Here is an 18563-nt window from a genome sequence, read left to right as displayed (position 1 = left end):
GGTCAACGAATGGCGGCGGCGAGGTTCTTCTTGGCCGCGCGGCGCAACTGAACGATGCGTGCCGTCCCCACCGCGAAGGTGATCAGCCCGCCGCCGATCGCCGCGACCAGCATCCCCACCCCAAGCGGCAACGTCCATTGCCAGCCCAGGAACGACAGTTTGACGGGGTCGAGGTTCTGGGTGACGAAGATCAGCAGCAGGATCAGCACCAAGAAGCCCAGGATCAGCGAAGTCCAGAGTGCGCCGGCGCGAGTGAACGTGGACGCCCTGTCCTTGGGAAGGGGACGGGAGCGCTCTTCCGGGGTAAGCGCGGGCGGCTGGTCGGGCACGGGATTCTCGGACGGCGAACCCGGGATATTGCTGCTCATGTTTCTATCTTTCTCCCATCCCGGGCGGATTGAAACCAACCACGCGGGAAACTCGCGGGAAGCGCTGTCGGGCGGACGGAAACGGTTAGTGTCGGCAAGGTGAGAATGCTGCGGCGCGTGGCTCTCGGTGCGGTGGTGTGGTCGGCGGTGGTGTGCCTACTGGCCGCGTGCAGCAATCCCGACCCGTTCGGCTCCGGGGCGGGCGGCACGAAATCTATCGTGGTCGGGTCGGGTGATTTCCCGGAGTCGCAGCTCGTGGCCGAAATCTATGCACAGGCATTGCAGGCCAACGGCTTCGAGGTCGGTCGGCGGATGGGGATCGGCAGCCGCGAAACGTATATCCCCGCGCTCAAAGACCATTCCGTCGATCTGGTGCCGGAGTACATCGGCAACCTGCTGCTCTACTTCGAGCCCACAGCTACCGCGACGTTGCTTGACGACGTGGAATTGGCGCTCTACAGACGCCTGCCCGGTGATCTGTCGCTGCTCACGCCGGCACCGGCCTCCGACACCGACACCGTCACGGTCACCGCGGCGACTGCCGCCAAGTGGAGCCTCACGACCATCGCCGATTTGGCCGCACACTCCGCCGACGTGCGTTTCGCGGCGCCTTCGGCGTTCGCGACGCGGCCGTCGGGACTGCCCGGCCTCAAGCAGAAGTACGGCCTCGACGTCAGCCCTGGCAATTTCGTGACCATCAACGACGGCGGTGGTCCGGTGACGGTGCGGGCGCTGGTCGAGGGAAATGTCACCGCCGCCAACATTTTCAGCACCTCCCCGTCGGTGTTGCAGAACCATCTTGTGGTGCTAGAGGATCCAGATCACAATTTCCTAGCCGGTAACATTGTGCCGCTGGTGAATTCGCAGAAGAAGTCCGATCGGCTCAAGGACGTGCTGGACGCGGTGTCGGCGAAGTTGACCACAAAAGGTATCGCTGAACTCAATGCTGCGGTATCGGGCAACAGCGGCGTCGACCCCGACCAGGCGGCCCGCAAATGGGTGCACGACAACGGTTTCGACCATCCGGTCGGGCAGTGACATGATCACCTTCGACAACATCAGCAAGGTCTTCGCCGGTGGCGCGACGGCCGTCAAAAACTTGAATTTCGAAGTCCCCGAGGGCAAGTTGACCGTGTTTGTCGGATCTTCGGGCTGCGGCAAGACTACTGCGCTGCGGATGATAAACCGGATGATCGACCCCACCTCGGGTCGTATCGTGGTCGACGGCGCTGACGTTTCAACCGTCGACCCGGTCCGGTTGCGGCGCGGCATCGGCTACGTGATCCAAAACGCCGGGCTGATGCCCCATCAGCGGGTGATCGACAATGTCGCAACGGTTCCCATCCTCAAGGGTCAGTCTCGCCGGGCTGCTCGCGCTGCCGCCTACCAGGTGCTCGAACGGGTGGGTCTGGACCCCAAGCTGGCGACCCGCTATCCGCGCCAGCTCTCCGGTGGCGAACAGCAACGCGTCGGGGTGGCTCGGGCACTGGCCGCCGACCCGCCGATCCTGCTGATGGACGAGCCGTTCTCGGCCGTCGACCCCGTGGTGCGGCACACGCTGCAGAACGAAATCCTGCGCTTGCAAAGCGAATTGCGTAAAACAATCGTGTTCGTCACGCACGACATCGACGAGGCGCTACGGCTGGCCGACCGGGTCGCGGTTTTCGGGGTGGGCGGCGTGTTGCAGCAGTACGACGAACCGGCGCGGCTGCTGTCCCGCCCGGCCAACGAGTTCGTATCCAAATTCATCGGCCTCGGCCGCGGCTACCGATGGCTGCAACTCATGGATGCGGCCGATCTACCGCTGCATCAAATCCAGCGGATCCGCGCCGCAGAACTGCGCAATGCCGAACCGCCGGCGGGTTGGGCGCTGGTGGTCGACGATGGCGGCACGGCAGCAGGCTGGATCGACGCCGACGGTCTGCACCGGTACCGCGACGGACAATCGCTGCCGCAGGCGATGACGTCGGTCGGATCGGTCTTCCACGTTGACGGCAACCTGAGCCAGGCGCTGGATGCGGCGCTGGCCTCGCCGTCGTCGATCGGAGTCGCGGTAGACCGCGCGGAGAAGGTTGTCGGTGGTGTGTTGGCCGCTGATGTGCTGGCCGCGGTGCAAGCGCGGCGGAACACCGAGGCGGACTGATGCACTACCTGCTGACCCATTTGGGCGCCGCGTGGGCGTTGACTGTGGTGCATCTGCGGCTGTCGCTGGTGCCGGTGCTGATCGGCGTGGCGATCGCGGTGCCCCTTGGGTTGGCGGTGCAGCGCACCCCGCCGTTGCGCTGGCTGACGACGGCTGCCGCCAGTGTGGTGTTCACCATCCCGTCGCTGGCGTTGTTCGTGGTGCTGCCAATGATCATCGGCACCCGCATCCTCGACGAAGCCAACGTCGTGGTCGCGCTGAGCGCCTACACCGCCGCGCTGATGGTGCGCGCGGTGCTCGAAGCCTTGGATGCGGTGCCCGCTGCGGTACGCGACGCGGCCGTTGCGATCGGCTACTCGCCAGTTGCCCGGATGGTGAAAGTTGAACTGCCGCTGTCGATTCCAGTACTCATGGCCGGGTTGCGGGTGGTGGTGGCGACCAACATCGCGATGGTCTCAGTGGGTGCGGTGATTGGCATCGGCGGCCTGGGGAGCTGGTTCACCGCCGGTTTCCAAATGAACAAGAGCGACCAGATCGTCGCCGGGATCATCGCGATGTTCGTTCTGGCGGTCGTGGTCGACACCGTGCTGAACGTGACCGGGCGGGTGCTCACGCCCTGGCAGGGAGGCCGTCGGACGACGACACCGCTGGTGGGCGGCGCCCGATGAGCTTCATCCAGCAAGCGCTGTCTTTCCTCGCTACTGCCACCAACTGGACCGGCCCGGCAGGACTGGCCGTGCGCGTCGGCGAGCATCTGGAATACACCGCGCTAGCGGTGGCGGCCTCTGCGCTGGTGGCTGTCCCGATCGGGCTCGTCATCGGACACACCGGCCGTGGCCAACTGCTGGTGGTGGGCGTGGTCAATGGCCTGCGAGCGCTGCCGACTCTCGGGGTGCTGCTGTTCGGCGTGCTGGTGTTTGGGCTCGGACTGGGTCCGCCGATCGTCGCGCTGATGCTGCTGGGCGTCCCGTCGTTGCTGGCCGGCACGTACGCGGGCGTCGCCAGTGTGGATCCGCTGGTGGTCGACGCTGCGCGAGCGGTGGGTATGACCGAGGTGCAGGTGCTGCTGCGCGTCGAGGTGCCCAATGCGATGCCCCTGATCCTCGGCGGGCTGCGCAACGCGACGCTGCAGGTGGTTGCCACCGCCACGGTGGCCGCGTACGCCAGTCTCGGCGGACTGGGCCGCTACCTCGTCGACGGGATCAAGGAGCGACAGTTCGCGATCGCGTTGGTCGGTGCGCTGATGGTGACCGCACTGGCCTTAATACTGGACGGGCTGCTGGCCTCGGCGGTGTGGGCGGCCGCACCCGGATCGGGACGGCTGAGCAGGACCGGACGAGTACCCAACGTCACAGTTGTCGCCTAATCCGCCATGGCGGACGGACACGTCTTACGGTAGACGTGTGAACGCAGCCCCTTCTGATTCGAGTTCGAGCGTCTGGCCACAGATGTTGACCTGGCGGGCCCAGGACGTGTCTCGCATGGAATCGGTACGAATCCAGCTGTCCGGCAAGCGAATCAAGGCCAACGGCCGCATCGTCGCGGCAGCTACCGCCGCTAACCCGGCGTTCGGCGCGTTCTACGAATTGCAGACCGACGAGTCCGGCGCCACCAAGCGGTTCGGGTTGACCGTCACGCTGGCCGAGCGGGAACGCCAGCTCGCCATCGCCCGTGACGAGGAGAACATGTGGTTGATCACCGACCACCAGGGGGAGCGGCGCGCGGGTTACAACGGCGCCCTTGACGTCGACCTGGTGTTCAGTCCGTTCTTCAACGCGCTGCCCATCCGGCGACTCGGTATTCACGAACGCGCCGAGGTGATCGCGTTGCCGATGGTCTACGTGAACGTGCCGGACATGTCGGTGGACGCCGCCACCGTCAGCTACAGCAGCGAGGGTCGGTTGGATGGGATCAGGCTCCGCTCGCCCGCGGCCGACACCACGGTGACCGTCGACGCCGACGGATTTATCGTGGACTACCCAGGGTTGGCAGAGCGGATCTGATCACCCCGCCGGCTCGGCCGGCGGCGGCCAGTTGGCCTCGCCAATCTTTGGCGCCGACGACGACGGTCACGATGTCGTAGCGGGGAAAGCGTTCGTACCGGGTGCGTGCGGCGTGGCCCTCGTCAACGAGGTCGGCCACCGAACCGTTGGCAGCCAGCGAGTCGCGGGCATGGTTCAGCAGTTCGATGATCCGGTCCGTGGCCGGCACCAGTTGATCAGTGTTGGCCTCACACATCGCGCGCACCAGGTCCGGAGCGGTGCCCGCGACCCGGGTGGCGTCTCGGAAGGATCCCGCGGCCAGCGCGAATGCCAGTGGTACTTCGCTGGCGGTGACGGCCAGCGCCTCGGCGAGCAGGTGAGGCAGATGCGAGATGGCGGCCGCGGCGGCGTCGTGCTCGTCGGATTTGGCCGGCACCACGTGGGCCCCGCAGTCCAGTGCCAGAGCCGTCACCATCGACCAGACCTCGGGGTCGACGTGGTCGTCGACACTGACCACCCAGGGCGCGCGGTTGAACAGTCCGCCGTGTCCCGCCGTCCAGCCGGAATGCGCGGTGCCCGTCATCGGGTGTCCTCCGACGAACCGGGACAGCAACCCGGCCTCGGATACCGCGTCCAGGACCGCTGTCTTGACGCTGGTGACGTCGGTCAGCGGACAATCGGGGGCGGCCTCGTGAATGCGGGCGAGCATGTTCGGCAGCGCCGGCATCGGCACCGCCAGCACGATCAGCGCCCCGCAGCCGGCGGCGCGGGTCAGTGCCTCGCTGAGGTCGGTGGTTGCGTCGAACCCGTCGGCGCGGGCGCCTGCCGCGCCCTCAACCGAGCGGTTGTAGCCGAAAACCTCGCGGCCGGCGCCGGCGGCGGCCCGCACAATCGATCCCCCGATCAGGCCCAGCCCGAGTACGCACACCGGTGGACTACTCACAGGATCAAGGGTGGCATAGCCCTGCGGGTGATGGGATGCCCGTCCCAGCTTCGTCTGGCCACCGGCCAGGTCAGGGACTAGCGTAGGCGCCCATGAGCGCACAACGGGCTTCAGCAACAGGCCCGTCCGCGGACACTCCGGACGGCTTCGGCGTTGCGGTGGTACGCGAAGAGGGCAAGTGGCGCTGCGCGCCGATGGGTGCCAAGGCACTGACCAGCTTGTCGGCTGCTGAAACCGAGTTGCGTGAGCTGCGCAGCGCCGGCGCGGTCTTCGGGTTGCTGGATATCGACGACGAGTTCTTCGTCATCGTGCGGCCGGCCCCCGCCCGGACCAGGCTGCTGTTGTCCGATGCCACCGCGGCGCTGGACTACGACATCGCCGCCGAGGTGCTGGACAGCCTGGACGCCGAGATCGACCCGGAGGACCTGGAGGAATCCGACCCGTTCGAGGAAGGTGACCTGGGGCTGCTGTCCGACATCGGGCTACCCGAGGCAGTGCTCAGTGTAATCCTCGACGAGACCGACCTGTACGCCGATGAGCAGCTGGGACGCATCGCGCGGGAGATGGGCTTCGCTGAGCAATTATCGGCGGTGATCGACCGTCTAGGTCGGTGACTCCGCCTGACGAGCAGCTGATTCGTGCCGCGCTGACGGTTGCCGGGACGGCCGGCCCGCGTGACGTGCCGATCGGCGCGGTGGTTGTTGGGCCGGACGGCACCGAGTTAGCGCGGGCAGTCAACGCTCGCGAAATGTTGGGTGACCCGACCGCGCACGCGGAGATTCTGGCGCTGCGGGCGGCGGCCTTGGCTTTGGGAGATGGGTGGCGTCTGGAGGGTGCGACGCTGGCCGTCACTGTCGAACCTTGCACCATGTGCGCAGGGGCGTTGGTGCTGGCCCGAGTGGCGCGTCTGGTGTTTGGAGCGTGGGAGCCCAAGACCGGCGCGGTCGGGTCGCTGTGGGATGTGGTGCGCGATCGTCGGCTCAATCACCGGCCGGAGGTGCGAGGGGGTGTGCTCGCCGCGCAGTGCGCGGCGCCGCTGGAAGAGTTCTTCGCCCGTCAGCGATTGGGGTGAAGGGCGGGTGGTTCGGTAAGCTGCTCGGCGGTGGCGTGTCCGAGCGGCCTAAGGAGCACGCCTCGAAAGCGTGTGACGGCTAAAACCGTCCGAGGGTTCAAATCCCTCCGCCACCGCCAAATTTGTTGCACCACAGTTGCCCGCGCAGGTAAGCCTGACTGCAATTTCGGGCGACCCATATCGCACCCAGGTCCCAGTAGGGCAACCGCAGGACTCAATCCTGTTTCTGCCCGCTGGCCAGCTTCTTGATCATCTGAACCTCGACGTCGGCGAACGGCTGTCCACTCGGCAGCAGCAAGTCGGCGAACCACTGCTTCGGCGGCGTCGTGACCGGCCGATCCCACGAGGTCCAGGGAAGATACGTCTGCGTCTTTCCGGCCACCAACCCCCAGTTCATCGCGCCGACGTTGTGCCGCCGGGCAATCGGCAAGACGCCCTCCACAGTGCTGCCCAGCGACCGCGCCAAGTACTCGGTGCAGATAATCGGCCGCCCCAGCGGTGCGAGTTCGTTGATCCGTCCCTCGAACTGAGCCGGCGGGCCGTAGTTGTGAAATGTGATCACGTCGGAGTTGTCCAACTGAATGCCGGCGATCGCACTACGGCTTCCGGGGTCCCCCCAATTGCCCTGCCACACACCACTTGTCAATGGCTGAGCCGGATCGACGGCGCGCGCCCAGCCGAACACCTGAGGCAGCAGTGCGGCGACCTTGTCCAGCTTGTCCTTGCGCTCTACTTTTCGATACTCGCGCGCCGGGTTATCAGGTTCGTTCCACAAGTCCCAGCCCAGGACCCTGTCGTCGTTGCGGAACTGACTCAGCACGCCGGTTACGTAGTCGCGCAGTACACCGGCGTAGCGAGCGTCGTCGATGTGCTCGGCGCCGGGACTTTGTACCCACCCGGAGTTGTGTACCCCTGGGCGTGGCGCCCGCTGCCGGCCGATCCGCGGAAACGGGTCCCAGCAGGAGTCGAACAACACGAACAGCGGCTTAATGCCGTGCCGCGCAGCGATGCCGACAAACTGCGCGAGCCGGGTTTGAAATCCCTGCCGGTCCTGGGCCCACAGCTGGTCGTGCAGGAACACCCGCACCGAGTTGAAACCGTGGAAGCGGGCCGCGCCCAACTCGCGGTCGATGCGCGCGGCGTCGTACGTGCCGGCCTGGAACATCTCGAGCTGGTTGATCGCCGTCGAGGTCGTGTAGTTACAGCCGACCAACCAGCCCTGGGCCTGATACCAGTTGTGGGCGCGGTCCGCGGGCCACCGGCCCGCGTCTGCGGCGGCGCGCGGTGCACGGATCAAGGCCGTACCCACGGCCAGCGCCAGTGGCAGCTTGAGGGCGGTTCGGCGGTGCACGACGCGACGGTAGTTTCGGCGGGCGGCCCCTCAGGCGCGGCGTACCGGACCGCGACAAGTGAGGTGGAAAATCGTTATGCCGCCGTCATCCACGCGGTCAACTGCTGACAATCAGCGGAAGCGAGATCAGGCCCGCACCGCCGGTGACCATCAGGACCCAACGCCCGTTGACGGGCAAGGTCACCTCGACGGGGAAGATGGCGAACCCGAGTTCGGCTGCGGTGGCGGCTTCGGGCAGCTCGAATCCGATGGTTAGCGGCTCGTCGTCGGTGGGAGGGCGGACCTCGACCTCGACCCGCCGGTCCGGGCTCCCGGTCTCCGACTGCGTGAGCACCACCAGCAGGAACTGGGCCAGCCGATCTGCCTCGACGGCGAATCGCAACAGCACACCGCCCGACACGTTGAGCTTGTTGTCCACTGCCGATGCGGCTTCGGCCAGGAAGGCCCCGACTATCACCCGCTGAACCTACCGTTGCGGTGCCGGCAGGCACAGGTGGGCGACGGCTTATATTCGACGGGCAGCCACGGGCAGCGACGGGCAGCGAGACGGCCAACGGAGGTCAGAAGCGTGGATGTTGCGGGTCAGGATGTCGAGGACATCGACTTGAGCGACCTGCGCTCGCCCGAGTTGACCGAGACCCAGCGGCAGATCCTGAAGTTCACCGAGTCAAGGCGCGTCGAGTTCGACATCGACACGATGCTGGATGAGGCCCGCGCGCAGGCCGGTGTGGACGATCTCGACGACGGTGACCGGTTCACCGAACGGTTGAGCGCTCACGTTGCCGCGATCGAAGCCGACGACGGCCTGCGTCAACTCACCCGCGCCACACTGCGGCAACGGGTGGTGCGCCTGCTGCGGAACCGGTTGTCGTTGACCGATCTGGTCAAGCGGTACCCCGAGACAGAGTCGATCCCGATCGAGCAGCCGTTCATCGTCGTCGGGATGCCCCGATCGGGCACCACGCACCTGGTCAATCTCATCGCCTCAGACTCGCGTCGCCGCGCGCTGCCGTACTGGGAGAGCCAGGATCCGATACCGGCCCGCGGCCAAGGCCCCGACACCTACGGTGTGGATCCGCGCTACACGCGAACCAAACAGGAACACGATGCGCTGATGGCCAGCGCGCCGTTGGTTGCCGCCATGCATGACCGGTTCCCCGAAGCCATCGAAGAAGAGGTCGAGGTCCTGGACCTGGATTTGGCTTCCTATGTGCTGGAATGGCATGCGCGGGTTCCGGGTTGGCGCGACTACTACCTGAGCCTGGACCAGCGCCGTCACTATGGCTATCTGCGTAAAGTGTTGCAGGCGTTAACTTTTCTGCGCGGTCCACGGACCTGGGTGCTCAAGAGTCCGCAGCACTGTGAGCAACTGGGCCCCTTGATGGCCACCTTTCCCGACGCGACGGTTGCTTTCACCCACCGCGATCCCGCAGCGGTGATCCAGTCCGCGATAACGATGATGGCCTATTCGGATCGGCTGCGCCGCACCAGTATCAACCCGGATTGGCTGCTGGAGTATTGGACCGACCGGGTACACCGATTACTCAGCGCCTGCGTGCGTGATCGTGGCTTGGTGCCCAACGAACGCAGCATCGACATCGGCTTCCATCAGCTGAACGGCAATGAAATGCAGTTGCTGACTGAGCTGTACCACCGCGGGGGCGTCGAACTCACCGGCAAGGCAACGCGCAGCTTCCAGGCGTATCTCGGCAGCAACCCGCGGGGCAAGCACGGCCGCATCCGCTACGACCTGCAACGGCATTTCGGGGTCAGCGCCGACGACCTACGCGCACGATTCGGCTTCTACTTCGACAGGTTCGACGTCCGTGCCGAATGAGGGAGACACAGTGAAATTCGAACCGGTCTACCGCAGCCGGCCGGGTGCCGAGGAGATGCGTCCAGCCTCCGCGGATCGGGCCGAGCCGATCGCGCCTGGCGTGTGGTGTTCGCCCGGGCTCTCCAACTCCTACCTGCTGACTACCGACGACGGGCGGGTGATCGTCAACACCGGCATGGGATTCGAAGGGCCGGTGCACCGGGCCAACTTCGACGACGTCGACCCGTCCCCGGTGCGCTACGTCATCTTTACCCAGGGACACGTCGACCACGTAGGCGGGTTGGACAGCGTCCGCGATCCTGAAACTGTCGTTGTCGCGCAGGCTAACTGGACGCTGTGGCGCGATGACAACGAACGTCTCATCCCGTACCGGGCCAGTCGTAGCGCGTTCGCCTTCAAGGACACGCTGTCCACCGGAATCCAGGACATCCAACGGCGGCTCGGCACCAGGAGGCTGCCTGCGCAGAGCATTCCCAGCGTGGATCTCGACTTCGACGACACTCTGACGCTGGAGGTCGGTGGGCGCCAGTTGGAGCTGATCTCGGTGCCTGGCGGCGAGACCACCGACTCCCTGGTGGTGTGGCTGCCCGAGGAGCGAATCTGTTTGTGTGGGAACACTTTCGGTCCATTACTTGGACACATCCCGAACCTGGTCACTATGCGCGGCGACCGCTATCGCGATGCTTTGACGACGATCGCCTCGGTCGACCGGGTCCGCGACCTGAAGCCCAACTTGCTCGTCACCGGTCACTTCGAGCCGATCTCGGGCGCCGAGCGAATCGAGGCCGAACTCACGCGACTGCGCAACGCGATTCAGTACGTCCATGACCAGACCGTCACCGGAATGAACGAGGGCAAGGACGTGGAAACGTTGATGCGGGAGATCACCCTGCCCGCGGAATACGAAGTGGGACAGGGCTACGGCAAGGTCGCCTGGGATGTACGGGCCATCTGGGAGAACTACTCGGGCTGGTTCCACCACCGCTCGACCACCGAACTGTATCCGGTCGGATTCGATGCGGTGGCCAGCGACGTCGTCGAACTCGCCGGCGCCGCCGAGCTCCTCGACCGCGCCCGGGGACACCTGGAGGCGGGCCGCCCCCTGCATGCCATCCACCTCGCCGAACTGCTCGGCGACCAACCCGCAGCGCGCGAAGTGCTCAGGGCGGCACACGAGCACCTGCTGGCCGACAGCACCAACTTCTGGGAATCCGCTTGGCTCACCCAGCAGATCGCCAGAAGCTCCTGACGATGTTGCTCACCGTACTGAGGTTCAATTTCGCTTCCCCGCAGGGTGATCCGCGCAAGCAGAGCGAACTGCTCAACGCCGCACTCGAGCTTGCGCAGTGGGGTGAGTCGCGCGGCATCACCACGGTGAGTGTCGACGAGCACCATGCCACCGGACACGGCTGGAGCCCCAACCCGATCATGGCCGCCTCAATGTTCCTGGCGCACACGTCGACCCTGATCGCGAGCGTGGACTGCGCACTGGGGCCGCTGTGGAATCCGGTCCGGCTCGCCGAGGATATCGCGCTGGTGGACAACATGAGTCGCGGGCGGCTGCATACCACGGTCGGATTGGGCTATCGAACGGTCGAATTCGACTCGCTGGGAGTCGAATTTGCCCAGCGCGGCAAGCTGATGGACAAACTGGTGGAGCGGGTGCTGGCGGTCTGGTCGAGCATCGGAACCTGGACCCGGCCGCATCCCCCGCTGTATGTGGGTGGCGGGTCGCTGGCTACCGCGCGCCGCGCGGCGCGGTTCAGGCTGCCGCTCAGTCTGGCCGACCATCTGCCCGAGGTTGCGGCCCGTTACCGCGAGTTGTGCGCCGAAGCGGGCATTAAGCCGTTCGTCGTCATGCCCGGACCGATCAACCGCGGCATGATCTACCTGCACGAGGACCCGGATCGCGCCTGGGCCGAACTCGGCGAACACATCCTGTGGGAAGCGGTCACCTACGGCGGCTGGTCCGCCGACGAGCGATCCCTCATGCACCTGCCCGGGGTGCAGACGCTCGACGAGGTGAAGGCTTCCGGCCGATACCGGTTCCTGACACCCGAGCAGCTAATCGCCGAGGTGCGCGGCGCGGAGCACTGTTACGGGCCGATCGTGCTGCACCCGCTGGTCGGGGGGATGCCGGTGGACGAAGCCTGGAAGTCGGTGCAGTTACTCACCGATAAGGTGCTGCCGGTGCTGAGCTGAACCGGCCCGCAACCACCGTCCGCAACTAGCTTCTCGCGTTAACCTTCGCGCGAGCGCCCTCAAGTGTCGCGGGCGCCCGCAAATGTCTCGTTAACCTTCGCGCGAGCGCCCTCAAATGTACGGTTTTCACGCGCAAATAGCGGCATTTTGAGGACGCTCGCGCGGGAAAGAAACCGATTGGCACCCGCGAAGGGCTGGACCCTAGAGACCGAGCCCTGATGGTTGCGGCATCTCGCTGACCAGCACCGGCAGTGAGATCGCCCCCGTCCCGCCGGTCACCACCATCACCCAGCGGCCGTCGGTGGGCAACTGCAGCTGCAACTCGAAGAACGCGAACCCAGGAAAGTCGGCGACGGCCGCCTCGGGCAGGTCGAACTCGAGCTTGATCGGCTCGTCATCATTGGGCGGCCGCATCTCAATCTTGATCTGCCGGTCGGTGTTGCCGGGCTCGGACTGCGTCAGCACCACCAAGACGAATCGGGCGGAGCGATCGGGCCCGAGCCCGAAGCGGGACAGCACCCCGCCCGACACGTTGAGTTTGTTGTCAACGACGGCGGCCGCGTCGGCCAGGAAGGCACCCGTAAGTATCACGCCGATGAACCTACCGTCACCGTGACATGGTGCTGCCGCCACCCACGTGCCCATGATTTGCCCGCCATTCGAGGGCGCGAAGCGTAATACTGAGCTAATGCCCGATCGCAACGTGCTAGGGGGCCCGCTGGAACCGTGCGGCACCGAGCCGATGACCGGATTTTATCGGGACGGTTGTTGTTCCACCGGAGACGAGGATCGGGGCCTGCACACCATCTGCGCCGTGGTGACCGCCGAGTTCCTCGAGCATCAACGCTCAATCGGCAACGACCTGTCCACCCCGGTGCCCGAGTACCGATTTCCCGGGCTGCTGCCCGGGGACCGCTGGTGTGTCACCGCGCTGAACTGGCTGCGCGCCCACAACGACGGCTGCGCCGCCCCGGTGGTGCTCGCCTCCACCAATCAGCGCACCCTCGACGTGGTGCCTCTCGAGGTCCTTCAGGAACATGCCGTGGACGTCCCCGACGATCTGGCCAACCTCTAGACGTCTGGGGATGGCGAAAAGGTCCATTCCTGCCGGTTCATGGAACGCTTCGGCGCCAAGGCCGGGCTTTGAACCCGCTCGCGGCTCAGGGCACCGCCGTCGAATACAGCCAGGCCTCCCACAACGGCCTCAGCGATTCGTCGCAATAGGTGGCCGCCAAGCTGGTGAAGTCGTCGGTGCTGGCCGTCGAGTGCCGGTAGCGTGACGTCCAATCCTTCAGTAGCGCAAAGAATTTCGTGTCGCCCAACCTTTCGCGTAGGGCGTGCAGAGTCAGTGCACCGCGCTTGTACACCCGGTCGTCGAACATGCGCCGCGGTCCAGGATCGGTGAGCAGCAAGTCTTGCTGCTGGGCGCGAAGCTCCTCGTGAAATTCGTCGGCCAGCTCGTCGGCGCTGGGCCCGCCGCTGTGCTCGGACCATAACCACTCGGCGTAGCAGGCGAATCCCTCGTGCAGCCAGATGTCGCGCCAGCGGCGCGCGGTCACCGAGTTGCCGAACCACTGGTGCGCCAGCTCGTGGGCGATCAGCCGCTCGCTGTCACCCGTACCGTCGCAATGATTGGCGCCGAAGATCGAAATACCTTGTGCTTCGAGGGGGATTTCCAGCGAGTCATCGGTGACCACCACGGTATAGCCGTCGCTCAGCGGATAGGGTCCGAACAGTTCGACGAACAGCTTCATCATCTCGGGCTGCCGGCCGAAGTCGTGATCGAAGTCCTTCGTAAGTCTTTCGGGCAGGGCGGCGCGGATGGTCACTGGCGTCCTGGTCAGCCGGGTCAGCTCGTACACGCCGATCTGCAACGTGATCAGGTAGGTCGACGTGGGCTCGGGTTGTTCGTAGGTCCACACCGTCTGCGATGCCCGCACCCGCCGCGACACCAACTTGCCGTTGGCCACCACGCGGTAGGCGTTTTCGGTGCTGACTTGGATCTGGAAGGCGGCCTTCGCGCTGGGATGATCGTTGCAAGGGAACCACGAGGCGGCCCCGTTGGGCTGCCCGGCCACCAGCGCACCTTCAGTCAGCTCCTCGAACCCGACTTCGCCCCAAAGTGTTCGGAGTGGCTTCGGATGGCCGCTGTAGCGCACAACGACCGACATCGCGGCGCCGGTCGCCAGTTTCGACGACATCGTGATTCGCAATTTGCCGGCCCGGCAACCGAACCGCTCGGCGCGCTTGCCGTTCACCGACACCTTGGACACCGACAGGGCACCGGACAGATCCAGGGTGAACACCTGCAACTCGGTGAGGGTCACGGCCGTGATCGTCGCGGTACCGGATAGCCGGTTGATGCCGACCTTGTATTCCAGGTCCAGTTCGTAACGCGACACCGAGTAGCCGAAATTGCCGTTCTGCGGCAGATACGGATCAAGTACCCCGCTCTTCGGGGCCTTCTTGGCTGGTGATTTCACGCCGCGGTTCCTTCAACGTCGGCGTTCTTGCGCCCTTTCTTCCGGGTGGGTTTCCACGGCCGCACCGGATTGCCTTGCCAACGCGTCGATCCGGGCACCTCGTCGCCCCTGACCACCAGTGAGGCGGGGCCGACGGAAGCGCCGGCGCCCAGCCGGGCCGCGGGCAACGCAACGCAGTGCGGGCCCAGCGTGGAACCGGGCTCCAGCACGACGGTGTCCATTCGCATGATCCGGTCGTGGAACAGGTGGGTCTGCACCACACACCCACGGTTGACGGTGCTGCCCGCGCCGAGGGTGACCAGGTCGGCCTCGGGAAGCCAGTAGGTTTCACACCAGACTCCGCGCCCGATCGCCGCACCCAGTCCCCGCAACCACAGGTTCAATGCCGGCGTACCCGCGGCCGCGCGCGCAAACCATGGCGCGGCAACTGTTTCCACGAACGTGTCAGCGAGTTCGTTGCGCCAAACGAAGGATGACCACAGCGGATATTCACGCGCGCGGACCCGACCGATCAGCAGCCACTTCGCTGCCACCGTTACCGCTGCGGCCACCGCACCTGCGGACAGCATGACCAGCCCGCCGCCCAACGCTGCCCACCAGATCCCGAAGGCCGTAAGGAACTGCAGTCCGCCCAACATCGCCAGGCCGATCGCGGCCGTGATCATCATCGGCACCAAACGGCAAATCTCTACCGCGGCCCGCATCACCTTTAACCGGGTCGGCGGAGCGTAGGTGGTTTCCTCGTCGGCCTCGACGGGACGCCGACGCAGTCGCATCGGCGGACTGCCCAGCCAAGACGAGCCACGCTTAGCCTTGGGCGGCGTCGCTGACAACACGGCGACCAGGCCGTCGTCGGGCACCCGGCGGCCCGGCTGGGTGATTCCCGAGTTACCCAGAAAGGCGCGCCGCCCGACCGTGGTTTCCGCGGCGTAAATCCAGCCGCCCCCAAGCTCATACGAAGCGACCATGGTGTCGTCGGCCAGGAACGCGCCGTCCTCGATGACGGCGAACTTGGGTGTGAGTAACACCGTGGAGATCTCGGTGCCGCGCCCGACCCGCGCGCCGAGTATGCGCAGCCAGATCGGCGTGAACAGGCTGGCATACAGCGGGAACAGGTAGTTGCGGGCCGCGTCCATCAGCCGTTCGGTGGTCCACAGCTGCCATCCGGCGCGGCTGCGCACCGGGTGGTATCCCTCGCGTAGGCCGATCGACAACGCGCGCACCGACACCACTGTCGCCGCCGCGTATACGGCCACCGCGACGAGTGTGGCCACCGGTGTCCAAGCCAGTGCGGGCAGCACCGCCTGCGGCAGGCTGCGGGTGTGGTGCACCGCCAATCCGAGTACGGTCAACCCGACCGCAGCGGCGAGTAGCGGCAGGCCTGCCAACAACATCGACGTCACCCCGTACCCGGCTACCCAATAGGATCGCAGCGGAGGTCGCTCGTCGGGCCACGGATGCTTGACCCGACCGGATTTCGCGGCCGGTGAGCCCTTCCAGTACTGGCCGTTCTTGATCTTGTCGACTACACCGGAACCCGGTGCCACATCGGCGTTCTTGCCGACGACTGCGCCGGGCAGCAGGGTGGTCCGGGCGCCGATGGTCGCGTCGTTGCCGATGGTGATGGTGCCGACGTGGAACAGGTCCCCGTCGACCCAATGTCCGCACAGGTCCACCTCGGGCTCGATCGCGCTGTGCTGCCCGACCTTGAGCAGGCCGGTCACCGGCGGCATCGAATGCAGGTCGACGCCTTTGCCGATCTCGGCTCCCAGCGCGCGAGCGTAGTAGACCAGCCACGGTGCGCCCGCGAGGTTTTCGGCCCCACTGGCGGCGGCCATCCGCTCGGTGAACCAGACGCGTAGATGCACCGAACCACCACGCGGGTAGCTGCCGGGTTTGACGTTGCGCAGCAGCAGACGGGCACACAGCACCGTGCTACCCATTCTGCCCAGCGGCGTGACGAACAGGATGAACGCGGCAGCCACCAGCCACCAGTTGACTGCGACCGTCCAAGGCACCACATGCAGCGCACGGGCGATGTTATTCCCCAATGCCAGCCAGGTAACCCATTGCAGCCCGGCCAGCGTTGCCAACGGCAACGCCAATATCAGCTGGGCCAACTGTGTGCGGCGGGGGAGCGGCCGCACCACCCGCTCAGTGACTCGCGGCGGCGCCTCCTGCTCGTCGAGGAAACCGGCGAGCGATCCCAGCCGCGGATGGTCGTAGAGGTCGGCGACGGTGATCTGCGGGTACTGCCTGCGCAGCGTGGCGACCAGTTGCGCGGCGGCCAGCGAACCACCGCCGAGAGCGAAGAAATCCGCTTGCGGGCCAGCCACTTCCGCGCCTAGCAAATCCCGCCACATTGCGGCTAGCGCGCCGGCCGTGCCAGCCAGCTCGGGGGTGTCGTCGGTGCCGCCCGGTGGCGGCCACGGCAGCGCATCCCGGTCCACCTTGCCCGAGGTGCGGGTCGGTAACGCCTCGACGCGCACCAGGCGGGGCACCAGCGCGGCGGGAAGATGCTCGGCAAGTTCGGTGCGCGCCTTGGCGATATCGAATTCCGGCTGGGCACTGACCAGGTACCCGACCAACACCGAGGTGCCGCTGCTAGTGCGTCGTACCGCGGCCGCGGCGCCGCTGACACCCGGCAGGTTCACCAGCGCCGCGTCCACCTCGCCGAGTTCGATGCGCCGGCCGCCAACCTTCACCTGGTCGTCGCGGCGGCCGCAGAAGTACAGTCCGTCGCGTTCCAGCCGCACCAGGTCGCCGCTGCGGTACGCTCGCCGCCAGCCCAATGTGGCCATGGGAGCGTACTTTTCGGCGTCTTTGTCCTCGTCGAGGTATCGCGCCAGGCCCACCCCGCCGATCACCAGTTCACCGGTCGCGCAGTAGTCGACCGGCTCGCCTTCGTCATCGACTACCGCCAGATCCCAGCCCGCCAGCGGCAGTCCGATGCTCACCTCCGAGCCGTCCAACCGGGCGGCGCAGGCGACCACGGTTGCCTCGGTGGGGCCGTAGGTATTCCACACCTCGCGGCCCTCCACTGCCAGCCGCGCGGCGAGCTCGGGTGGGCAGGACTCACCGCCGAAGATCAACAGCCGCACCGCTTCCAGCGCTTCGGCGGGCCATAGGGACGCCAGTGACGGCACCGTGGACACCACCGTCACGTCGCGAGTCACCAGCCAGGGGCCCAGGTCCATCCCGCTACGCACCAACGACCGCGGCGCCGGGACCAGGCAGGCGCCGTGCCGCCACGCCAGCCACATCTCCTCGCACGACGCGTCGAACGCCACCGACAGCCCGGCCAGCACCCGGTCGCCCGGCCCAATCGGATTTTCCTGCAAGAACAGTTGCGCTTCGGCGTCGACGAACGCGGCCGCGCTGCGATGCGTAACGGCCACACCCTTGGGGGTGCCGGTGGAGCCAGAGGTGAAGATGATCCACGCATCGTCGCGGGCCAGCGGTGCCCCGGCCCGCCAGCCGCGGGAAGCGCCGAGGGTGCGTTCGATGCCCTTGTCGGTGATTACCGCGACAACATTGGCTGCATTGAAGACCAACTCGGCCCGCTCGTCTGGATCGTCGGCGTCTACGGGCACGTAGGCGGCACCGGCCGCCAGCACCGACAGGATCGCGACGTACAGCGAATAACTGCCCGAGGGCATCCGGATGCCGATGCGGTCGCCTCGGCCGATGCCCCGGGCGGCCAGCCACCGCACGCTGTCGGCCATGTCCTCGAGTAACTCGCGGTAGGTGAGCTGCACCTCGCCGTCGTCAATCGCGGCGGCATCAGGATGGCGCGCGGCCGTCTCGTTGATGATGTCGATAAGCGTGCGCGGGCTCGGCGCGTGCGCCGACAGCAGGTACTGCGCGGGAGTCTCGGGCACCTTACGAAAATACTCACGCCACGCTGTCCGGCGCCTGCGGTGACGGTAGCTGTGTCGCGGCCGAGCGATGCGATCCGACGTCGGGAAACCATGGCGCGCCGTTCCGTCGGCGCCCCTGTTTGGGGCTGAAACTCAGCACGAATATCAGGAATCAATTCGGTACGTAAGTGCAACAGGAAATGCAGGCTTATCCAGAGAACGACGATCTTTGTCCGACCGCGGCATCGTATATCGAATACGTCGCCACCCGGCGGGATTTATTGCTTCACTTCGCCAATCAGGTAACCGCGCACCTGGCAAT

18 protein-coding genes and 1 tRNA gene are annotated in these 18563 nt (G+C 66.2%); 12 read left to right on the top strand and 7 right to left on the bottom strand.

What is annotated here, in order from left to right; all coding sequences use genetic code 11:
• Positions 1–2 precede the first annotated feature (2 nt).
• Positions 3–368, bottom strand: a complete 366-nt coding sequence (locus H0P51_RS27140) for a LapA family protein (RefSeq protein ID WP_180915859.1) — start codon at positions 366–368, stop codon at positions 3–5.
• A 105-nt stretch (positions 369–473) separates the two neighbouring features.
• On the opposite strand from H0P51_RS27140, the gene H0P51_RS27135 reads away from it, so the two are divergent.
• From H0P51_RS27135 to H0P51_RS27115, 5 genes are read left to right on the top strand one after another with little or no spacing between them, the layout of a single operon-like run.
• Positions 474–1406, top strand: coding sequence for an ABC transporter substrate-binding protein (locus H0P51_RS27135; protein ID WP_180919258.1), 933 nt, complete (start codon positions 474–476; stop codon positions 1404–1406).
• A gap of 1 nt (position 1407) precedes the next feature.
• On the top strand, positions 1408–2511 hold the full coding sequence (locus tag H0P51_RS27130; RefSeq protein WP_180915858.1) for an ABC transporter ATP-binding protein: 1104 nt from the start codon (positions 1408–1410) through the stop codon (positions 2509–2511).
• Entirely contained in the window at positions 2511–3179 is a 669-nt protein-coding gene (locus H0P51_RS27125) for an ABC transporter permease (protein WP_180915857.1), read from the top strand. The genes H0P51_RS27130 and H0P51_RS27125 overlap by 1 nt, the downstream gene beginning before the upstream one ends.
• Entirely contained in the window at positions 3176–3877 is a 702-nt protein-coding gene (locus H0P51_RS27120; protein ID WP_180915856.1) for an ABC transporter permease, read from the top strand. Before H0P51_RS27125 ends, H0P51_RS27120 begins: the two co-directional genes overlap by 4 nt.
• 37 nt (positions 3878–3914) lie before the next feature.
• Positions 3915–4514: a putative glycolipid-binding domain-containing protein gene (locus tag H0P51_RS27115; RefSeq protein ID WP_180915855.1), complete on the top strand. Its 600-nt coding sequence runs from the start codon at positions 3915–3917 to the stop codon at positions 4512–4514.
• Here H0P51_RS27115 and H0P51_RS27110 read toward each other — a convergent pair.
• Positions 4477–5421 (bottom strand): prephenate dehydrogenase, encoded by a 945-nt coding sequence (locus H0P51_RS27110; protein WP_180919257.1) that lies wholly within the window; start codon positions 5419–5421, stop codon positions 4477–4479. The genes H0P51_RS27115 and H0P51_RS27110 overlap by 38 nt on opposite strands.
• Before the next feature lie 107 nt (positions 5422–5528).
• Between H0P51_RS27110 and H0P51_RS27105 the strand changes: the two genes are divergently transcribed.
• The 3 genes from H0P51_RS27105 to H0P51_RS27095 all read left to right on the top strand — a co-directional run bounded on the left by H0P51_RS27105 (position 5529) and on the right by H0P51_RS27095 (position 6627).
• Positions 5529–6050, top strand: coding sequence for a tRNA adenosine deaminase-associated protein (locus H0P51_RS27105; RefSeq protein ID WP_180915854.1), 522 nt, complete (start codon positions 5529–5531; stop codon positions 6048–6050).
• Positions 6047–6508, top strand: coding sequence for a nucleoside deaminase (locus tag H0P51_RS27100; RefSeq protein ID WP_180915853.1), 462 nt, complete (start codon positions 6047–6049; stop codon positions 6506–6508). The genes H0P51_RS27105 and H0P51_RS27100 overlap by 4 nt, the downstream gene beginning before the upstream one ends.
• A 29-nt stretch (positions 6509–6537) precedes the next feature.
• Positions 6538–6627, top strand: a tRNA-Ser gene (locus H0P51_RS27095).
• 95 nt (positions 6628–6722) lie between these two features.
• Here H0P51_RS27095 and H0P51_RS27090 read toward each other — a convergent pair.
• Positions 6723–7859, bottom strand: a complete 1137-nt coding sequence (locus H0P51_RS27090; protein WP_180915852.1) for a glycoside hydrolase 5 family protein — start codon at positions 7857–7859, stop codon at positions 6723–6725.
• Between the two features lie 97 nt (positions 7860–7956).
• A complete protein-coding gene (locus H0P51_RS27085) occupies positions 7957–8316 on the bottom strand; it encodes a hypothetical protein (protein ID WP_180915851.1) in 360 nt (119 codons plus the stop codon).
• 111 nt (positions 8317–8427) lie between these two features.
• Here H0P51_RS27085 and H0P51_RS27080 point away from each other — a divergent pair, with 111 nt between their 5' ends.
• The 3 genes from H0P51_RS27080 to H0P51_RS27070 are packed head-to-tail and all read left to right on the top strand — an operon-like array spanning position 8428 to position 11898.
• The gene (locus tag H0P51_RS27080; RefSeq protein ID WP_180915850.1) at positions 8428–9696 is read left to right on the top strand and encodes a sulfotransferase family protein; all 1269 of its coding nucleotides are present in this window, start codon (positions 8428–8430) and stop codon (positions 9694–9696) included.
• A gap of 55 nt (positions 9697–9751) precedes the next feature.
• Positions 9752–10945 (top strand): MBL fold metallo-hydrolase, encoded by a 1194-nt coding sequence (locus H0P51_RS27075; RefSeq protein ID WP_180919256.1) that lies wholly within the window; start codon positions 9752–9754, stop codon positions 10943–10945.
• Positions 10946–10947: 2 nt separating this feature from the next.
• Positions 10948–11898: an LLM class flavin-dependent oxidoreductase gene (locus H0P51_RS27070; RefSeq protein WP_180915849.1), complete on the top strand. Its 951-nt coding sequence runs from the start codon at positions 10948–10950 to the stop codon at positions 11896–11898.
• A gap of 201 nt (positions 11899–12099) precedes the next feature.
• Here H0P51_RS27070 and H0P51_RS27065 read toward each other — a convergent pair whose 3' ends face one another.
• Complete coding sequence (locus H0P51_RS27065) at positions 12100–12489, bottom strand: hypothetical protein (protein ID WP_180919255.1); 390 nt, start codon at positions 12487–12489, stop codon at positions 12100–12102.
• Positions 12490–12586: 97 nt separating this feature from the next.
• Here H0P51_RS27065 and H0P51_RS27060 point away from each other — a divergent pair, with 97 nt between their 5' ends.
• Positions 12587–12973 (top strand): DUF2237 family protein, encoded by a 387-nt coding sequence (locus H0P51_RS27060; protein WP_180915848.1) that lies wholly within the window; start codon positions 12587–12589, stop codon positions 12971–12973.
• An 85-nt stretch (positions 12974–13058) separates the two neighbouring features.
• Here H0P51_RS27060 and H0P51_RS27055 read toward each other — a convergent pair whose 3' ends face one another.
• A complete protein-coding gene (locus tag H0P51_RS27055) occupies positions 13059–14381 on the bottom strand; it encodes a M1 family metallopeptidase (protein WP_180915847.1) in 1323 nt (440 codons plus the stop codon).
• Positions 14378–18262, bottom strand: a complete 3885-nt coding sequence (locus H0P51_RS27050; RefSeq protein WP_180915846.1) for a Pls/PosA family non-ribosomal peptide synthetase — start codon at positions 18260–18262, stop codon at positions 14378–14380. The genes H0P51_RS27055 and H0P51_RS27050 overlap by 4 nt, the downstream gene beginning before the upstream one ends.
• Positions 18263–18563: the final 301 nt, after the last annotated feature.

Origin of the sequence: Mycobacterium vicinigordonae (assembly GCF_013466425.1) — a bacterium.
GTDB classification, from domain to species: Bacteria; Actinomycetota; Actinomycetes; order Mycobacteriales; family Mycobacteriaceae; genus Mycobacterium; species Mycobacterium vicinigordonae.
The sequence above is the reverse complement of the archived record's forward strand: the minus strand, read 5'-3'. Positions and strand labels throughout refer to the sequence as shown.